Genomic DNA, 19,538 nt, shown 5'->3' with positions numbered 1-19,538 from the left:
GTGCATATTTGGAATGCCAGTTATGACTCAAGCTGGTTTGAGAAAAATAACAAAAATTGCCTCTAGTGCTGCAAGAAATTCACGAATAGATCGATATTCAATCTCTTAAAAAGTAGAAACAAGATGTCTGAGAATACTGAAAAAAGAGTTAATCCCGGCTTTTGGGTGCCTTCGCTATACCTTGCCGAAGGTCTGCCTTTCGTTATTGTTAACGTAGTCGCCGTATATATGTACAAAAGCATGGGGTTATCTGATGCAAAAATTGCGGCTATTACCAGCTTGGTCGCAATTCCATGGTCCTTGAAGCCTTTATGGGGGCCGATCATGGAGATGTTCCGAACCAAAAAAGATTTTGTAATAGCAACTCAGATGTTCGGTGGTGTAGTTTTCGGAATGGTTGCGCTATCACTGCCGTTGGAAGGCTTTGTGTTATGGTCTTCCATACTCTTCGGTATAACAGCATTCAATTTTGCCATTCATGACACCGCAGCAGACGGTGTTTATGTGAACGTTCTCAACTCTAAAGAGCAGGCCCAATATGTAGGTTGGCAAGGTGCTTTTTACAATTTGGGCAAAGTACTTTCCCAGGGGGCGTTTGTATACCTTGCCGGCGTACTTGAGAAAAGTCTTGGGATTACAGAGGCATGGATGATTGTAATGGGCTGCTTTGGTGCCCTTCTATTTGGTTTGGGTATATACCATATCAAAATGCTGCCAACAGGTGGTAAGGCCGGTAGCGTTTCTAGCTTAGATGAAGCGATGACCACGTTTTTAGATGTTGTTAAAACATTCTTCCAGAAAAAGTACATCTTTTGGGCAATTGTATTCCTTGTGCTATACCGTTTCGCGGAAGGTCAAGCTATTCGTATTGTTCCACTATTCATGCGTGCTGATGTAGAGAGTGGTGGACTTGGGCTCTCTACGGAGCAAGCCGGTATCCTCTACGGAATCTTCCCTCCCGCTGCCTTTATTCTTGGTTCCGTACTTGCAGGTTATTTCACTGCTGGAAGAGGCTTGAGAAAATCTCTTATTTATCTTTGTGCCGCGTTTAATATCCCATTTGGTGTGTATGCCATCCTGGCGATTCTGCAACCGGATAGCTTCTTTGTTATTACTTCACTTGTCGTGTTTGAGTACTTCGGTTACGGCTTCGGCTTTGTGGGCTTAACACTGTTTATGATGCAGCAAATTGCACCGGGTAAATACAAAATGGCTCACTATGCCTTTGCCACTTCGTTGATGCAGCTTGGCTTCTTATTGCCATCCTCATTAAGTGGTGTGTTAAGTGACTTTATGGGATATAAGTACTTCTTTATCTGGGTAATGGTCGCAACTATTCCTTCATTTCTTATTTCGTGGTTGGTGCCCTTCCGGGATACGGCTGAAGATGAAGCGCTTGCGAACGCCTAAGCTTTTCCTCGTTTTGATTATTGACGGCCCCTTTTGGGGCCGTTTTCGTTTATTGTGACTGATTTTCTAAAAGCATCGCCTTTGCCATGTAACTTCATATCTTGATCCTCCTCGTAAGGTCTTCGTTCTATATTTTTCCCACATGGAACATGCTGAAACCCTGGACTACTATGATGATGTAGAGGGGGTAATTCGATTTGAGTGATTCCACAGTGTTTGCCAAAGGCTCTGATATCAGGAGTGTTCTGGTCGTTAGCCATAACCGTAACGTACAGGCTAAAGTGAAGGCTTGTTTGAAGGGGCAGGTGGGGGTTGACCTGTTATTCGCGGATACCGCAAAAGGCGCATTACAGACTCTACGTCACACCGATATTGATATTCTGGTTGGCGATGTTGAAACCCCGGATATTGATGGTTGGCGTCTTTCACGCCTAATTCGTTCCGGGATTTTAAAATGTCGGGACGATATCCCTATTTTGATGATATCCAGTACATGGTGTGAACGCATTGCAGAGGTCACGGCAAGGGAATACGGCATAAACGATATGATTCCCCTGGATCATATCGACAGAATTCCGGGGATTATCGAGGAGTATCGCTCCACCAAAACTCGTCAGGAAAACAAACCTCACTTGCTGGTCATTGAAGACCAACCCGACACATCAGATCTTATTGTTCGAGTGCTCCAGAGTGTGTTCGATATTGAAGTTGCCGCTGACGGTGAGGCTGGGTTGGCGGCCTGGCGACATGGCAGACATGATCTGGTGTTATTAGACCTCATGCTTCCCAAACTGTACGGTACGGACGTATTAAAAGAGATTATTCGCGAGCATCCGCGACAGGCAGTGGTGATTATGACTGCTCATGCCAATATTGATCAGGCTGAAGAACTGATGCAAATTGGTGCGGCTGACTTTTTAGCAAAGCCTTTTCGGCCAGAACAGTTACGTAAAGTGTGTAATATCGCTTCCCTGCGTGACGATTATTTGGTGAGCAATGAGCAGTTTGCCGCTCGGGTTCGTTCGATTCGTGAAAGTGAAACTGCTTTTAAAAGGCTTTATCAAACGCATCATCGTTTGTTGGATGACTTACTTTCCGTTGTCATTGAAATCGATGAAAATTTGACAATTCACTATTTAAATAAACGTTGGCAAGTTGTTACGGGTTTTGATCTGACATATTCGATCGGCAAGCCTTTGGAGAAATTTATTTCGCCGAGGGATCATGGGCTGATCCCCGTTTTAAAGAATAAACTTCAACAGGTATTGGATCACTCGTCGGAAAAGGTGGATTTCGACCTGTGTTTATTGACGCATTCCCAAAAAGAAATCTGGACGCAACTTATGGTTAGCGGTTCCACTGGCGAAGGGGATGCTCGACGATTTACAGTTTGCTTAAATGACGTTACAGAACAGCGACGAACTCGAGTAGAGCTGGAATATTTGGCAACACACGATTCCTTAACTAGCCTTTTTAACCGCCACTACTTCGAAAAATCCCTGTCAGAACTCGCTATTGATGCGCGACGTAGCCCTCATAATCATTTCCTTATATATATTGATCTGGACCACTTCAAGGTCATTAACGATTCATTTGGGCATCAGCAAGGTGATGAATTGATTCAGGAAATCGCCAAAGTTTTGCGTAAGCAGCTTAGAGAAGGCGATATGCTGGCGAGATTAGGTGGTGATGAGTTTGCGGTGTTAGTCAAAACCGCGACAGATGATGAAGCGAAACAAGTTGCCATCAAACTTAAAGACGCTATCGGGCAGTGTAAATTTCAACTCCAGGATCAAGCCATTCAGCTTGGGTCCTGTATGGGACTTGCGAGGATTGATGGCAGTGCAACCAGCCCTGAAGAATATCTAAAACAAGCCGATATTGCGCTCTATGTGGCAAAGGGGCGAGGCAGGAATCTGGTTCATCTTTATAATCCTTGTGATCAGGAAAGCGAGCTAATGCGCTCTAATATAAACTGGTCACAAAAAATACGGGAAGCCATTGCCGAAAACAGAATTATTTTATACTTCCAACCTATTTTTAATGTGAGTCAAAACAAAGTTGCCTACTACGAGGCATTGGTTCGATGTCGAGAGCGAAATGGCGATATAGCCGGACCTCACCTGTTTATTCCTGCATTGGAAAACACCGGAGAGATGAATCTTCTGGATCGTAAAATAATTGATGTGGCTATTTCAACCCTGCGTTCGGAACCAAAGTTAGGACATGTGGCAATCAACTTATCCGCTCAAGCATTTAAAGACGAAGATTTGGTACCCTATATTATTACTTGCTTAAAAGAGTATCAGGTTGACCCAAAACGAATTACCTTTGAACTCACAGAAAGTGACAGCCTATTTAATTTGAATGTTACGCGCTCTGTTATCGAACGACTTCATGAACTTGGATGTTGTTTTTCTGTTGACGATTTCGGATCGGGGTTCAGCAGCTTCTCCTACCTCAAACAACTTCCTGCCGATTACATAAAAATTGATGGTTCATTTATCCAGAACATGCATGCGGATGATGTAGATCGATCCCTGGTGAAACCTATTATTCAGGTTATTCAGGCTTTGGGTAAAAAAGCCGTCGCCGAGTTTGTTGAAAACGAAGAGATTTTTGACATTCTCAAAGAAATGGGCGTGGATTATGTTCAGGGCTACCATATTGGTAAGCCAATGCCGGTAGAAAAAATATTTGGCTAGAGCGTCAAGCACTTATGGGTGCCAGACGTTTAACCGCGGATTTTAATGCTTCTCGACCAATCGGTTTGGTCAGGTATTCGTCAGCCTGATGAGTTTTCTGTTTCTTTCTATCGTCAATAATTGAGATGATGATAATTGGAATTCCAGACAGTTTTGGATTTTTCTTTAACTTTTCAAATAGTACCCAGCCGTGTTCGTCTGGCAGCATCAGGTCGAGGGTGATGAGTTGGGGTGTTTCTTGGACTGCAGTCTTATAACCCTGTTCGGCATTGGATGCGGTAATCACTCGGTAGCCATCGCGGAGCATGGTTCTGGACATGATATCCAGGTAGGCAGGGTCATCGTCAATCATCAGGATAGTCGGCCCCTGGGGAAGTTCTTCATCGCTTAGTTGTTTCGCCGCTTGATATGCCGTAAAGGGCGCAGGCTCTTCTTCGGAATACGGAATGGGTAACGGAATGGTGACAGTAAATTCAGAGCCTTTTCCTTCTTCGCTGGTAACGCTTATTTCTCCCCCCATCAGTCTACAGAACTGTTGTGAAATACTCAGCCCTAGTCCGGTGCCTTGAAATTTTCGGGTGCTGGATGCATCGAGTTGTTTAAAAGACTCAAAGATTTTGTCCAGCTGGCCTTTGTTCATGCCAATTCCTGTGTCTTGAACTGAAATACTTATTTTCTCTTGAGAGTGTTTCGCTGTAACAGTGATCAAACCGTTGTCTGTGAATTTATTGGCATTGCTTATTAAATTGATAATGACTTGCAGCAGTTTTTCGGGGTCAATAAGTGGAAGTTCTTTGCTTTCTTCTACTTCGATTTTTATTTCGTTGTTGTTGTCTTTTAATTGTGGAGTCACATTTTGAATGGCTTCGTTGATTAAACTGCTTAATTTTACTTCAGTAAGATCCAGGCTCATTTTTCCTGCTTCGACTTTGGCAAGATCCAGAACACTGTTGATTAATTTAAGTAACCGTTCACTATTGGTGATAACGCGATTTAAATCCTCTGCATGGGTTTCATCTCCGTTTACCTTCAGCTCTTCCAATACAACATCGGTATAGCCAATAATGGCTTGCAATGGTGTCCTCAATTCGTGGCTCATCAAAGAGAGGAAGCCGCTTTTTGCTTTAGCCGCTTCCTCTGCTTTGCGTTTGGCTATGGCAAGTCTATCCCTTGCCATTTGCAGTTCCATACTTCTGGCAGCAAGTTTGCGGTTGTCTTTCAGCTTGATGAAAAATGCTATGAGAATCGTGATGACCAGAAGTGAGCCAAGAGTGACTGTAATCTTAAAGTAGCTTAAGACCATTTCCTGGCTGGTAACAACTTCATCAAGTTCTGTGATGGTTACGTTCTGTTCATCAATAGTCGTATCCTGGCTTATGATGGTTTTATTAAGTTGTTCCAACTTGTTTTCTTGAGATTCGATTTCTTTTTTGATCTGGAGAAGTTTGAGTTCCTGGCTATCCAACTCTTTCTTTAAAAGAATGTTCTCTTCCCGGTTTTTTTCAATCTCATTTTTCTGATTATTTAGAAGGATGTTTTTTTCGTATATGTCTGTATTTAAGTTGGCAAGGTCTTGATTTAAGTTAGCAAGATCTTGTTTAAGTTTTTTGTTTTGAGCTTCCTGTTGGCTAATACTATTAGAAAGAACTTTAAGTGTTTGTTCCCGCTTCATGAGTTTCTGTTGCAATTGTACAAGGGAAGCCTGACCTTCCCGAAATAGTTTGGCAACATCAATCTCGCTACCACCGTTTAATATCAGTTCTGGGAGCGGGCTTAGTCCTTGATTAATAATATTGGATTTGTTCACTTCAAAAGCGATACGTTTTTCTGGCTTATCCAATAAGTTGATCATAACCCATTGGGGTTTTTTAATATTTCGGGTGACAATTAAGACTGGCTTGTTGTTAATGAGTGAGTAGATCTTTTCCAAAGGTACAGATGTTGATTCGCCAAAATAGACCATATCCATTGGTGAGATTTGTTTGATTGTATCTATATAGTGAATCGATATAGCCTTTCCTCGTAAGGTCATGTTCTGCTCAAGATAAGACAGTGCTTGATGTAACTCGGCGTTGTTGCTTTGGTATAAAGCTAATTTAAAGCTTTCCTGCCTTTCTTCATTTGGCCAGCGAACGTTCTTGGCGAAATTGTACAGGTAGGAAGCGGTAATTTGATGTGCGCTAAGTTGCTGTTCCTGAGCTGATGTTTTGCTGACGGGCGATAGGTTTGCGATGACAAAAAAAATCACTGCAATAACTAGGCTGCGAGAAATGGGGGAGTATCGCACCATCATAGTGTTTGGAAACTTTTACTTGCGACTGTCCTTCGAGTATAGGTTCTGACACATTTTTCGGCCAACTCTGGAGCGAAATCAATGTTATTTGTGTGGACAATTCCGATAAGGGCGCTGTGAGTTTGGTCAAGTGTCTCGATTGTTTAGTTTTTGTTCTATAGCTTTGCTCTTTTGATGAGCGTCTTATTTAAGCAGTGTAGGTCGTAAGCTGTTCAGTGTGCCAATTTGTGGGGCTTGGGCAAAAAATGCCAAAAATTACATGGCGAGGAAAATGTACGGTCAGCCCATCAACTATTATCTTCTACGGCCAAAATGTTTTTTTTAACATACAAATATTATGGGTATAACCTGGCTATTGTCTGAATTTGGGCCTCATTTTTACTAATGTGCCTTCACTTGATTTAGACCATTCAGTGGTAGTGGCAATGTCCTTTACCATTGGTTTACAGGCCTTAGATGCGAGTTTTTTGCGCAGCCCGGATAGATATTTTGTAATTAAATCCGGTATTTAAGGCGAAATGAGAATTATTCGTGCTTACATGCACTAGCCAAAATAATGATGAGGATTTCTTGGTATGGGTGAACAGCGTATTTCTGGGGTACGAGATTTAACCACTCCTCCAGATCTGACCAAGAGCGATGGCACTGGCCCCTCGGCACGCAGGCAGCCGGTATATCAAAACTATATTCCACCATGCAATAACGCTTGTCCGGCAGGCGAAAATATTCAAGGTTGGTTAGATAAGGTTTACAAGCAAGAGTTTGAAGAAGCTTGGCAGGTTATTCTTGAAAACAACGCTATGCCAGCGGTACATGGGCGAGTGTGTTATCACCCCTGTGAGTCTTCATGTAACCGGGAGAACGTGGACAACGCTGTGAGTATTCACCAGGTTGAGCGCTTCCTGGGCGACCTGGCAATTGAGAAAGGCTGGAAACCCAAGTTTCAGGCAAGAGAGTCCGGCAAGCGAGTCCTTGTCGTGGGTGCTGGGCCAAGTGGTTTGTCTGCTGCTTATCATCTTCGTCGTTTGGGCCATCAGGTTGAAATTCGTGATGCTGGACCAATTGCGGGCGGCATGATGCATTTTGGTATTCCTGCTTATCGTTTACCTCGCGATATATTGGCGGCAGAAATCAAACGTATCGAAGATATGGGAGTCAAGATTACCCTTGATCATAAAGTTGATGATCTTCGTGCGGAAAAAGACAATGGTGGTTTTGACGCAGTGTTTGTTGCGGTCGGGGCACACATCAGTAAAAAAATTGATATCCCTGCTCGTGAAGCGGGCAAAATTATGGATGCAGTCGATTACCTCCGGGATGTGGGCAAAGGCAAAGATTTAAAATTGGGGCGAAAGGTTGCAGTGTACGGCGGGGGAAATACTGCGATGGATGCGGCGCGAACCGCCAAACGATTGGGCGCAGAGGAAGCGCTGATTATTTATCGTCGAGATATGGAGAACATGCCTGCCCATAAATTCGAAGCGGAAGAAGCTTTGGAAGAAGGGGTGAAAATTAACTGGCTGCGTACCATTAAAGAAATCGACGTTGACCAGATCAAAGTTGAAAAAATGGAACTGGACGAAAATGGACGCCCTCAGCCAACTGGAGAATTTGAGTTACTTGAAGCGGATGCTTTGATTCTGGCGTTGGGGCAAAACATTGACTCTGATCTTCTTAAGAGCTTTCCCGAAATTGATTTCAAAGACGATGGCACCGTCATGGTTGACCATCAGATGATGACCGCTGCTGCCGGTATTTTTGCTGGTGGAGACATGGTTCCGAGTGATCGCACTGTGACGATTGCAACAGGGCATGGCAAAAAAGCAGCTCGCCATATTCATGCGTTTTTATCCGGTTCTGTTCATCAGCCTGCGGAAAAATCTCCGGTTGTACCGTTTAATGAATTGCACCTCTGGTATCACACCGATGCCCAGGTATCGCAGCAGCCGACGTTATCGCCTGAAGAACGAAATACCTCTTTTAAAGAAGTACTGGGCAGCCTTACAGAAAAAGAAGCGGTTTATGAAGCTTCTCGCTGTTATTCCTGTGGTAACTGTTTTGAGTGTGATGGCTGTTATGGTGCGTGCCCTGAAGATGCCATTATTAAGCTCGGGCCAGGGCGGTACTATCAAGTCGACTATTCGAAATGTACCGGGTGTAGCGCGTGTACTTTGCAGTGTCCAACTGCCGCGATTCATATGGAGGAGCGAAAATAAGCAGGGTTTGGGTGAGAAAGCAATTAAGACCTTGTGAATTACGCACTACACAGAAAACGATTTTAATCAGCTAACAAGCTAATTAGAGAATTAAGCATGTCAGAGAAGATAATAGAAAAAGCAATTGATGGTGGTGAAGCTACCGCTCACGTCGCCTATAGAACCAACGAAGTCTGTGCGATTTACCCCATCACTCCATCAACGCCCATGGCGGAGCTTTCAGATCAGTGGTCAAGCGGCGGCGTTAGAAACCTATGGGACAATGTTCCTCTGGTTGCGGAAATGCAAAGTGAAGGGGGCGCTGCTGGTGCCTTGCACGGTGCATTACAAACTGGTGCCCTAACTACGACGTTTACTGCGTCGCAGGGTTTGATGTTAATGATCCCCAATATGTACAAAGTAGCGGGTGAGTTGACTCCAACCGTTTTCCATGTGGCTGCACGGTCGTTGGCCACGCAAGGCTTGTCGATTTTTGGTGACCACCAGGATGTGATGGCAGTGCGGATGACGGGTTTTGCCATGCTGGCTTCAGCCTCAGTGCAAGAATGTCATGACATGTCATTGGTTGCACAATCAGCTACCTTAAAATCCCGTGTTCCATTTATTCATTTCTTCGATGGCTTCAGAACTTCCCACGAAATCAACAAAATTAAAATTCTGTCAGACGAGCAAATTCGTGCATTGATTGACGATGAGTTGGTCTTTGCTCATCGTAATCGTGCGCTTAATCCTGACAATCCGATTATGCGTGGTACGGCTCAGAACCCGGATACTTATTTCCAATCTCGGGAGTCTGCCAGTAAGTACTATCCAAAAGCGATTCAGGATATTGAAGCAACGTTTAAAGAATTCGAACGTGAAACGGGGCGTAAATATGATTTGTTTGAATACTATGGTGACCCTAACGCTGAGCGAGTAATGATTATTATGGGCTCTGGTTCAGAAACTGCGGTCACTACTGCGGATTATCTTAACCAGCAAGGCGAAGGCGTCGGTGTTCTAAGAATTCGTTTATATCGTCCATTTAGTGCGGAGCACTTCCTGGCTGCGTTACCTAAGTCTGCGAAGAAAATTGCGGTAATGGATAGAACCAAGGAGCCTGGAAACTCCGGTGAGCCCATGTATAAAGATGTGGTGACCGAGTTGGGGCAAGCACTTGCTCGCGGTGATATCGCGCAGATGCCAACGGTTATTGGTGGCCGTTACGGTCTAAGTAGTAAAGAATTTACTCCGTCCATGGTTGCCCGCGTATTCGAAGAATTAAGCGAAGCTAAACCTAAAAATAACTTCACTATTGGTATTAATGATGATGTTTGTCATACCAGCCTGGAAGTAACCAAACGCATTGACATTGAATCTGACAATGTGGTTCGCGCGATGTTTTTTGGTTTGGGTTCTGACGGAACGGTTGGGGCAAATAAAAACAGCATCAAAATTATTGGTGATGAAGACGGCTTTTATGCTCAGGGTTATTTTGTTTATGACTCGAAAAAAGCGGGTTCGCAAACCACTTCTCACTTGCGTTTTGGCCCAGACCCAATTCGCGCACCGTATTTAATTGAGTCCGCCAACTTTATTGCCTGTCACCAATATAACTTTGTCCAATATGTTGAAATGCTGGATCGAGCCAAGCAAGGTGCGACGTTCTTATTGAATAGCCCTTATCCTGTAGACGAAATCTGGGACAAGCTTCCTGGCCATGTTCAGCAGGAAATTATCGACAAAGATATTCAGTTTTACGTAATTGACGCGGCCAAAGTAGCTCGTGCTGTTGGTATGGGGCGTCGTATTAACACCGTTATGCAAACCTGTTTCTTTGCTTTGTCTGGCGTCATGCCAAAAGATGTGGCGATTGAAAAAATTAAAGCTGCGGCGAAAAAATCCTACGCCAAAAAAGGTGAGGAAGTGGTTCGTCGTAACTATGCCGCAATTGATCAGGCATTAGAGCACCTGCACCAAGTGACTGTACCTGGCGTAGTGTCTGCAGAAAATGAAGCGACTGGCTACGGCTATTTTGATCAGGCTGATGGTTTTGCCAAAGAAGTTACGGCGAAAATGTTTGCCGGTAAGGGCGACCTTATTCCCGTTAGTGAAATTCCTGATGACGGTACTTATCCAACCGGAACCAGTCGTTGGGAAAAACGTAATATTGCGCACGAAATTCCCATCTGGGAGCCTGAGCTTTGTATTCAGTGTGGTAACTGCTCGATTGTGTGTCCTCATGCTGCTATTCGAGCTAAATTCTACGATCAGGATGCATTGGAAGGTGCGCCAGAAACGTTCCGTTCAACCAATGTAACATCCAGAGGTTTCCCTGAAACCCGTTACACCATTCAGGTGTTCCCTGAAGACTGTACTGGTTGTCAATTGTGTGTCAAAGCCTGTCCTGCTCAGGATCCAAATGATGAGCATCATTTCGCGATTAATATGGCGGAAAAAACTCAACATCTGGAGGCGGAAAAAGATAATTTAATTCACTTTGAAAAAATTCCGTATCAGGATCGTGCTCGGGTGGATTTCTCGAATGTACGTGGAGCCCAGTTCCTTGAACCTCTCTTTGAATTTTCTGGTGCCTGCTCCGGTTGTGGTGAAACCCCATACTTGAAGTTAATAAGTCAGCTATTTGGTGACCGACTCATGGTTGCGAATGCGACAGGCTGTTCTTCTATTTATGGTGGTAACTTGCCGACAACGCCCTGGACTAAAAACGCCGAAGGTCGAGGTCCGGTTTGGTGTAACTCGTTATTCGAAGATAATGCTGAATTTGGTTTTGGTTATCGTTTGACTGCTGATAAGCACTTGGATTTGGCGCAAACACGATTGCAGCAAATGGCGGATGTTGTTGGCGAAGATCTGGTGAAAGCAACCGTCAATGCGCCACAGCAATTAGAGTCCGATATTCGTAAGCAGCGTTCACGTGTTGCACAGATTAAAGCGCAGCTTGAGCAATCCAGTCATCCAAAAGCAAAAGAGCTGCTTTCTGTTGTTGATCATTTGGTTCGTCGATCAATCTGGATTGTTGGTGGGGATGGTTGGGCCTACGATATTGGTTACGGTGGTGTTGACCATGTTCTCGCTAGCGGCCGTGATGTCAATATTCTGGTCATGGATACAGAAGTTTATTCCAATACCGGTGGACAGGCTTCGAAAGCAACACCAATTGGTGCTGTAGCCAAGTTCGCGGCTGGTGGTAAAGTGGTACCGCAAAAAGATCTTGCTCTACAAGCGATTGCTTATGGCAACGTATATGTTGCAAAAATCGCAATGGGTGCCAGCCCACAACAAACACTGCAAGCTTTCCGTGAAGCTGAAGCCTATAACGGCCCAAGCTTGATCATCGCATACAGTCACTGTATTGAGCACGGCATTAATATGGAAGATGGTATGAAGCAGCAGGAGATGGCTGTGAAGTCTGGTTACTGGCCTCTTTACCGCTATAACCCTGAATTGCGTACTGCACATCGCAATCCATTTATGCTGGATTCACTACGACCAAAAGTCAGCGTGAAAGATTACGCTTATGCTGAAAACCGTTACCGAGCATTGGCGAAGTCTAATCCTGAAGAGGCAAGCCGCTTAATGGAAATGGCACAAATTGTGGTAAACCAGAAATGGTCGGTGTATGAGGAAATGGCGACGCGCGATGCCTCCGAGTTTATTCCTGATACGCGAGCATAGGTCACTAAATTACAGTTATGGACGATTAAGTTAAAAATCACAAAGGCTACAAAGATGTAGCCTTTGTCACGAATGGAGCATCGTTTAAATCGTTATCTAAACGAGCTGATTCATTGAATGCATTTAAGAGGTAAATCGAATGTCTTTCTGTATCAGCGTACAGCATAGTTCGTAACTATTGATTTCATACGCTAGTTAATAAAACGTAATGGAAGTTTTTGTTACTAGTCGTATCGGTTATTATTGTAGTGCTAGCATTAATAAGATTATTAAACGGAGTATTAATAGTATGAAATGGTTAAGTTTAGTTGTTTTTCTAGCTGTGTCACAAACGGCAGCTGCTGCAGTCGGTTGGGGAGCCGATAGACAAGTTACAAGAATTATTCATTATGATACTGGTGATGTGTTTATTGTTCTTGAACCTTTAGCTCCTGATATTACTGACAAGGCTCCGGTTTGTGGTAATAACTCTTGGCTTCTGTTAAAACGATCCCATCCAGCTTTTGAACAGATGTATTCTGCTTCCTTGGCTGCCCTTCATTCTGGGAAGAAACTATATGGCTATCTGGATCCGTGTGAAAATGTTGGTGGTACAACTTTTCGTGTGGTAAGACGTCTTGATTCAGTAATTTAAGAATGCTTTTTGTATGCTTTGAGTTATAGATCTTAGTATCCTTGGGTATGATTTTTGAACTTTTAGAATGAAAGAAATGAGGGATATAATGCGTCATAATTTAAGAAAGTTATGACGCTTTTTCGCTATGGCCATTTCTTAGTTTAACTAGACAATAATCCTTACCCGCTCATGACTGTCGCGCAAACAGATATTTGAATTTATTTTGGCAAGCTTGCTAACTAACTGATCTGTAATATTCTTATTCTGAATATTCTTCACCGAAATGCTTCCTTCCGTTTGTGCTTCCAGTAGATAGTGAATGTAGAAATGTAAGCAATGATTCGCTGTGTTTGGGAAAATAGAGTCAATAAATGATAAAGACTTATTCAAGCTTGTTGATAAACTATTTCCGCATATGCTGCTATTTAGAAACTCTGGAACGTCTCGCATTAGATTAATGACTATGTATCCTATCGTTCGACAGCATTTATCAAACTCTCTTTCGCCACTGTTGACAAAATCCTGTGATGCAAATTTGACTAGGCCACTCTTACTAATGCTTTTAATGACCTTGTCATGGGTATTTAAGTCAAAATAGCTTACCAAGCTGTCTATCAGATAATGGGCTATAGAATAAAGAAATAGACGATCCAAGGTGTGGTCTTTATTTAAGTTTGGATAAACGGATTTGGTTAAACTCCAGGGGATCTGTTCATCTCCAGAGAGATTGTGATAAGCGGTGTTATAGAGAATAAGAGCGTTTGCCAGATCCTCATCCTTAATGATCGACAGGTCTTCTCTTTTATTTCTTCTGTGTTCTTCGGCTTTTTTAAACAGTAAATAGAAACAATAGTTTGCCGACCACAGTAGAGATAAATAGTTTTTGTCCAGAGTGACGATTTTATCGCGGCTATAAATAATTGAATAACCGTCATTGCCCAGTTTTTTGATTCTGGGCTTGCCTACGATATTGACGGCTTTCTCTTTTAAAAAGCCGGGAATCGCTTTTGTAGCAAGGTGTAGATACCTGAACTCATATTCATCGATCGGTGAATCAAACATACCTGAATGCTCTTGAGTAGAATTCTTAAACCTGTAAACAAAAAAAGTTTATCGCTTCTGTATTGTTGCTAATAATCATGTGCCAGGGATGCTGGCTTATACGGGAGTAAACAGGGGGAGGCAATGGCTCCTTTTATTTGTTTGCTTTCCATATTTTTAAAGCATGACTTTTTGTTTTTAACTTTACTGTGTAAGAGTCTGTGAACCTTGTGGCTTCTTCGGTCATTTTCTTGGGATGCAAAAACCCTTTTTTAACTAAGTGTATTTGCTGAAGTCTTACTGTCAGGTTCCCTCATTGGTCACTTACCTAATAGTAAAAAACACCTACATTTTGAACTACTACAAATAAATGATGTTTCCATCATTATCAGTTGCTGGAGGTAAACCGAGTGTAAACCGCTGCTTTACATATGTAAAGTATATTGCCCTATTTTGACAAGTAACGGTTTACATTTAATCCCGCTAATGCTTTGGTGTAATTTCTGTGTAACAGGCTGGTTGGGGGGGGATTTCAGGGAAAAACGTCAATTGTCTTGTGGGATTAAAGTGTTTATGATTGCCAGCCTATGGTGAATGACAATAGTGAAACTTTCGAATTACCTCGTGAGAAAGGCTATGATCCTGAGCGAGGGAAGCGTATAAAGCATGCGCTTATTGACGCTGGGGTGTCGAACTCTGAGGTTACTTCACGCCTGGAAGTTTCGAGAACGACGTTAAATAACTGGTTAGCCGGTGCGCCGATGAATTCAGCGAACCTCTATAATTTGTGTGCGTTGTTGAACGCGGAAGTGAAATTTATATTGGAAGGAATCTCTCACTTCCCTAATGAGAGTCGTGAGCTTCATACCAAAATTGATCTTATGGATGAGGAGCAGCGCAAGCAGCTTTCAATGCTGGCAGACCTCCTTTTGTCTACTAAAGGTTGTGTCAATATCTCTGTCAATGTCGACATTCAAGACAAGAAAACAGATTAACCTTTGTTTAATTTCTTAATTACTGTAATCCGATGTGAATGTTCCTGTTGTTTCTTCGCGTATACCCAGCACGTTTAACAGTTCCTCGTAAGGATTGAAGTTGCACAGGCAGTATGTGTAATCGTGAAAGTTTGCCAGTGTATTGATGTATCTGTAGCAGACATCTGCACCTTCGGAATAGTTTCGTATCTGGCTTGCCGAAAGGGTATATAAATTTACTTGGCGAGTAATATCGTTTTCGGAAACCCCTTTTTTTAATAAAACAGACTTCAGGCGTTTATATCGGCCTATTACAAAGTCCTTCATATCCATTTCAAGTTTTCTGAACGAAAATGCGTTGGCGTAAGCCCTGGTTTCATGACGAAGTATATTGTCGAGTTCATGGGGTGAGACGCGCTTGGAATAGGCTGTGGTTTTCATGTCGTCACATAATTCTTCTGCCAGGTAGTCCGTTGGACTCGTTTTGTCATTGACGGTTTTCAGCAACTCTTCCGCAGGGTCAAAGTTTGTAAGGTAATATTCTGTATCCAGAGCATTGGCTATGGTGTTGGTATAGCGAAAGCATATTGGCTGGCCGTTAGCGAAGTTATCCAGATAAGCTCGGGAAGGTGTGTGTTTTAGCTTGTGGCTGTCTAATTGTTGCTGGCTTATCGTTCCCTTGGCAACCAGCACTTGAGCATGGTTGTATTGTTGTTCCACATAATCAACAAGGTAGGCGTGTAGTTGTCGCCTGGAACTCTGTTCATTTATTTGTTTTTGCAGTAACTTGTCCAGCTCATATGGCGTAGAGAAATCGATAGCGCTTAGCTGTTTCGCGCTTGATGATGTTGAATGTATGGCAGAAATTGTCATTTTAAATTTCTCTAAGTCGTCCTGTACAACCTGAGTTTTCTTTAATTTGTCTGAAATCAAAGAGCGAAAATAAGGTGGGTGTAAAGTACCTTGCCCAAATTTTTGAGCAAGGTTACGCAACGGGCTTTTTATTTGTCAAGAGTCTTTGTGAAAAAGAGGAATGGGGTGACATTATGGCTGTTTTTAAAGCCTAGTTGTTGTATCTCATGCCTGGGAAATTCTGCTGTTCCGAAGACGGTGTCCCACAAAAAAGGGGCGTAGTTCGCTCTGTGCTTACCATATTCATGGTGTACCAAATGCATTTCCGGTGTTTGAATAAAGAAACGTATCCAGAGTAGTTTTTCCGGTGTTTTAATATTCGAGTGGTGGAAACATTCCAAACTACCTTCAATTAACAAAACAACTCCGACGACTTCATAGGGCAAGTTAAACAGTAGTTTGCCAAATATAAATATCACAAGCGTATTGAATAGAATTTCGAACGGATGCCGATAAAAAGCAAGTTTACTGACCATATTGCTTGGGGAGTGGTGGAGCTTGTGTATCGTATTCCAAAGAAACCGGTTCGAGTGTTTTATTCTGTGAGCCCAATAATTAATAAAAGAATAAACCACGTAAAGTGCCATGCCTAATAGAGCTGGATGCCCATCTGGCCCGTATCCGATGGCGTCTATATCTATCCAGGCATAAAGTGCCAGCTGAGTCCAGAAGATGGAGAAAATATTTAATGCGGCCCACCAGTAATTGAAATGCTTTGGTGCTGGGCGATGTGTTGCGGGATAAGATATCTCTAAAAAATAGAATAAAGCAAAGATACCAATTTGGCAGCAAGCGATAGTGTAAAGCATATTTATAACCCTTTTTTCGTTAGTTTGATGTGGCGCTTAAGTGTCCTGACCGCATTTATCATCGTTATTTAGCATGCGGCGAACGAATTGTTGGCGCTCGCCTATCTTAGATCAAAGGGGCGAATATACGTTGCTCTTGTCAATAGTAGGTTGTTTTGTGGAATGTCGCCTGGCGCTGTTTTTTTTGTTTTTTATCGTGCCATTTTTTGCGTTTCGGCTTAGTAGCTTGGCGTATTGTGGTATGTGGAGGGGGAGTGATTTACGGTTTTTAAAATACCCAAATTTTTATAGGGGAATATTTGTGTTGGGGAAGTTTTTTTGTGCGTGTTGTGGTTGTTAAGCGGGTTGTGCCGAGTTCGTGTGAATGGACTTACAGATTTGTTTAACGTTCTTGATGTGTTATTTTTTTAGAATTAAAAGCTGCACTCATTCATTTGCTTTTTTTGAATACAGCTTTGCTATGAGTCGGTAGTTATCGAATTCTATCTCAGATGGTTAAAACGCATTTGCGATAAGCTCTTCTGAGCGATCCATTGTCTGTGAGTTGAATTGCTCGGCTTTACTTTCTTTTTGCGAATTTTTTGACGAATCTTCACAGGAAAAGAAAGCTATGGCTGAAATAATTAAAACGAATCTCGATAGTATATATAAATGCGACATGGGAGCATTCCCTCGTTTAGAGCGTGAGTGAAAGCGTGGAAGTAAATAGGTATTTACTAGAGATGAGTATTATATATAAACCCAAAAAATAGTATTTGATCTAGATTCGGTTAAGGCTTTGGTATTAAAGGAATAAATGAAGTTAAGGTTTTATGGTCTTATATTTGAGTGTTTTGTTGCGTCTAATGGGTGTTTTTCTGTTTTTTAATGAGAACGTTTTTCGCTTGAGGTTACGGTTTTTAGATGTTTTGTCTAAATGCCTTTTTTGGTTTTAGAAAACAAAAAAACATGGGTTTGTGCTATTCATTCAGTATCTAATACTTTTCTATTTGATGATGTTTTTCCTGTTGGCGTTCTTTGGTTTTGCTTGCCTTGGGAGAATTAAAAAGGCCGCTTTATTTTCGGCGGCCTTTTTTTTGCTGCTACGGTTGTTCTTTGTGGGATTTAACCCAGTCCCAAGTTCTAATTGCATTTGATCTGTGTTGCCAGTTAAAGAGCCTTGGTGTTGAGCTGATTTTGGCACACTTGGGGTTTACCCAGCCGTAGATGAGCTTATCAATACGGGCTTGTAACTTTTCCTTACGTTGAGCGTCATTCTCAAAGTAGTATGCGGCGGAGAGGGGCAGCACAATCTCAATGTTGTGCGTGTCTGTATACCAGGGCCACCAGTCGTCTTGTGCGCGGGCTTTTGCGTCTGCATAGGCGCTGGCAAAATAGAGCTGCTCAGAGCTTTCTTTTTCTCTGTTACAGGATTTGGTTCGATACATGCCGGTAAAAGCCGGGTCCCGGATATGTTGTTTTGTGTTGGGGTCGTAGTTGCTCGTAAAACCGTAGTTTTCAATCGCATTTCCCAATTGCCTAAGCATTTCCGGAATATCCTCTCGGCCCGTAATCCAATAGGTCTGCCATAAAAAGTCGGCGATGTTTTCGCTCATCCAGGGCGAAAAACCTTGCGCATTGGTATCACCCTTGGGCGCGGATGATGCGCGCTCGTCTCCTTCGTGGACTTCAACATCATGGGTAAATGCACCGCTTTTGGGAAGCCAGCCATAAGCTTTGTCCCATTCAAAGGTATTTTGCTGAACCATTTTCAGGTAGTGGATAATATTATTCAGCGTTTTTAGTACGCCTTTATCGCCGGTCATCTCATATACCGCAATATGGCTTAGACCGGTCAACCCACAGCTGCGCTCGGTGAAGCCAAAGCTTTCGTTGCGGATAGAATCTGCAGAGCAGGTATATTGGTTCCATCCCAGATCTGCCTGTTTGGCCATGTTCACCAGCATTTTCTCTGTCCATTGGCTGTTATCGCCAGCCAGCGCCCAGGCCAATTTGGCTTGTTGAGGGGCGATGTATTTTCCGTCTGCGCAGGCGACGCCCTTACGCTGCCAGCAGCCGTCGCCCCCTGCTTGCTTGGGGCGGGTGCCGTCATTACGTACAAACTGAAAATAATACTGCTTGGATAGAATGGCCTCTTTCAAAAATTCTACCCGGCCAGATGACATGTACAGTTTGAAGTACGAAGATGAACGATCAAATAACCAGTTGGCACTGGCGGATTCGGAAAAATTCAGGTTGCCGCTCCAGAGCTGGTGTTGGTCGAAGGCATATTGATCGTAGTCATCGCCCATGTGGGCAGCTAAATAGGGCGGCACCAAATGGCTTTCTGCCAGGTACGTTGGATTATGCAGTGCAAATATGCGAGGGTACTGCATATCGGCTTTGTCTTTTCCCGCACTAACCCAGCCGTCAAGATGCGGGCGTTTTGCCTGTTGCTCGTATAGTTTTTGCCCGGTATTGGTGATGGTCACTATCACTGGGCCTTGAGTCATATCGATTTTGTCTAGCTGAATGGTCACCGAACGGAGTGAGTTATCTGCCCAATGCCAGCGTAAGCCGGGTTCAACATAGGCGGGCATTTCTATTTCACCGTTCATTATTTGTATGTCTTGGGTGTTCCAGACCACTCCTTGTTTTAGAGGTAAACCAAAAGTAACCAGCTCTTCTTTTTGCGGGATAATGTCTTTGTCTGCAACCAGTGTTACCTGTGTAGATAGCGGCAGTTTTTCTTTGGGCGTAGTGGGGTTAAACGTTTTTTCGCCTGTTTTTGGACTATTTCCTGAATAGGCAGCGTCTCCCTGGCCGCAGGAGAACAATAGTGTGGAAAGCAGGATAACGAATAGTTTGACAGTGAGTCGTTTGCAAATCATGGGATCAAAATCCT

The 19,538-nt window shown here is 43.1% G+C and carries 11 protein-coding genes; 6 read left to right on the top strand and 5 right to left on the bottom strand.

Features of this window, described 5'->3' with window-relative positions:
* The first annotated feature begins 123 nt into the window (after nt 1-123).
* Nucleotides 124-1,410 (top strand): MFS transporter, encoded by a 1,287-nt coding sequence (locus P5V12_RS15640; protein WP_316954019.1) that lies wholly within the window; start codon nt 124-126, stop codon nt 1,408-1,410.
* A gap of 197 nt (nt 1,411-1,607) precedes the next feature.
* Entirely contained in the window at nt 1,608-4,115 is a 2,508-nt protein-coding gene (locus tag P5V12_RS15635) for an EAL domain-containing protein (protein ID WP_316954018.1), read from the top strand.
* A gap of 4 nt (nt 4,116-4,119) precedes the next feature.
* On the opposite strand, the gene P5V12_RS15630 is transcribed toward P5V12_RS15635, so the two are convergent.
* A complete protein-coding gene (locus tag P5V12_RS15630) occupies nt 4,120-6,408 on the bottom strand; it encodes a YfiR/HmsC family protein (protein ID WP_316954017.1) in 2,289 nt (762 codons plus the stop codon).
* Between the two features lie 575 nt (nt 6,409-6,983).
* On the opposite strand from P5V12_RS15630, the gene P5V12_RS15625 reads away from it, so the two are divergent.
* From P5V12_RS15625 to P5V12_RS15615, 3 genes are all read left to right on the top strand, one after another.
* A complete protein-coding gene (locus P5V12_RS15625; RefSeq protein WP_316954016.1) occupies nt 6,984-8,624 on the top strand; it encodes an NAD(P)-binding protein in 1,641 nt (546 codons plus the stop codon).
* A gap of 96 nt (nt 8,625-8,720) precedes the next feature.
* Complete coding sequence (gene nifJ / locus P5V12_RS15620; RefSeq protein WP_316954015.1) at nt 8,721-12,302, top strand: pyruvate:ferredoxin (flavodoxin) oxidoreductase; 3,582 nt, start codon at nt 8,721-8,723, stop codon at nt 12,300-12,302.
* A gap of 289 nt (nt 12,303-12,591) precedes the next feature.
* The gene (locus P5V12_RS15615) at nt 12,592-12,936 is read left to right on the top strand and encodes a hypothetical protein (RefSeq protein WP_316954014.1); all 345 of its coding nucleotides are present in this window, start codon (nt 12,592-12,594) and stop codon (nt 12,934-12,936) included.
* 147 nt (nt 12,937-13,083) lie between these two features.
* On the opposite strand, the gene P5V12_RS15610 is transcribed toward P5V12_RS15615, so the two are convergent.
* Complete coding sequence (locus P5V12_RS15610) at nt 13,084-13,980, bottom strand: hypothetical protein (protein ID WP_316954013.1); 897 nt, start codon at nt 13,978-13,980, stop codon at nt 13,084-13,086.
* 566 nt (nt 13,981-14,546) lie between these two features.
* On the opposite strand from P5V12_RS15610, the gene P5V12_RS15605 reads away from it, so the two are divergent.
* Complete coding sequence (locus tag P5V12_RS15605; RefSeq protein ID WP_316954012.1) at nt 14,547-14,954, top strand: helix-turn-helix transcriptional regulator; 408 nt, start codon at nt 14,547-14,549, stop codon at nt 14,952-14,954.
* 15 nt (nt 14,955-14,969) lie between these two features.
* Here the strand turns inward: P5V12_RS15605 and P5V12_RS15600 are convergent, their stop codons facing one another.
* From P5V12_RS15600 to P5V12_RS15590, 3 genes are all read right to left on the bottom strand, one after another.
* Nucleotides 14,970-15,806 carry a hypothetical protein gene (locus tag P5V12_RS15600; protein WP_316954011.1) on the bottom strand — a complete coding sequence of 279 codons (837 nt, stop codon included), beginning with the start codon at nt 15,804-15,806 and terminating at the stop codon, nt 14,970-14,972.
* Nucleotides 15,807-15,934: 128 nt separating this feature from the next.
* A complete protein-coding gene (locus P5V12_RS15595; RefSeq protein WP_316954010.1) occupies nt 15,935-16,654 on the bottom strand; it encodes a sterol desaturase family protein in 720 nt (239 codons plus the stop codon).
* A gap of 1,082 nt (nt 16,655-17,736) precedes the next feature.
* On the bottom strand, nt 17,737-19,524 hold the full coding sequence (locus tag P5V12_RS15590) for a hypothetical protein (RefSeq protein ID WP_316954009.1): 1,788 nt from the start codon (nt 19,522-19,524) through the stop codon (nt 17,737-17,739).
* Between the last annotated feature and the right edge of the window lie 14 nt (nt 19,525-19,538).

The organism is Teredinibacter sp. KSP-S5-2 (assembly GCF_032773895.1).
GTDB lineage: Bacteria > Pseudomonadota > Gammaproteobacteria > Pseudomonadales > Cellvibrionaceae.
Note: the sequence above shows the minus strand (reverse complement) of the source record. Positions and strands in the feature narration are given on the sequence as shown.

Bases quoted from the DNA above. Each gene is read 5' to 3' on its own strand.
- P5V12_RS15590 (WP_316954009.1), bottom strand. From the start codon at position 19,524: ATGATTTGCAAACGACTCACTGTCAAACTATTCGTTATCCTGCTTTCC.
- nifJ (WP_316954015.1), top strand. From the start codon at position 8,721: ATGTCAGAGAAGATAATAGAAAAAGCAATTGATGGTGGTGAAGCTACC.
- P5V12_RS15630 (WP_316954017.1), bottom strand. From the start codon at position 6,408: ATGATGGTGCGATACTCCCCCATTTCTCGCAGCCTAGTTATTGCAGTG.
- P5V12_RS15600 (WP_316954011.1), bottom strand. From the start codon at position 15,806: ATGACAATTTCTGCCATACATTCAACATCATCAAGCGCGAAACAGCTA.
- P5V12_RS15615 (WP_316954014.1), top strand. From the start codon at position 12,592: ATGAAATGGTTAAGTTTAGTTGTTTTTCTAGCTGTGTCACAAACGGCA.
- P5V12_RS15605 (WP_316954012.1), top strand. From the start codon at position 14,547: ATGGTGAATGACAATAGTGAAACTTTCGAATTACCTCGTGAGAAAGGC.
- P5V12_RS15610 (WP_316954013.1), bottom strand. From the start codon at position 13,980: ATGTTTGATTCACCGATCGATGAATATGAGTTCAGGTATCTACACCTT.
- P5V12_RS15595 (WP_316954010.1), bottom strand. From the start codon at position 16,654: ATGCTTTACACTATCGCTTGCTGCCAAATTGGTATCTTTGCTTTATTC.
- P5V12_RS15625 (WP_316954016.1), top strand. From the start codon at position 6,984: ATGGGTGAACAGCGTATTTCTGGGGTACGAGATTTAACCACTCCTCCA.
- P5V12_RS15640 (WP_316954019.1), top strand. From the start codon at position 124: ATGTCTGAGAATACTGAAAAAAGAGTTAATCCCGGCTTTTGGGTGCCT.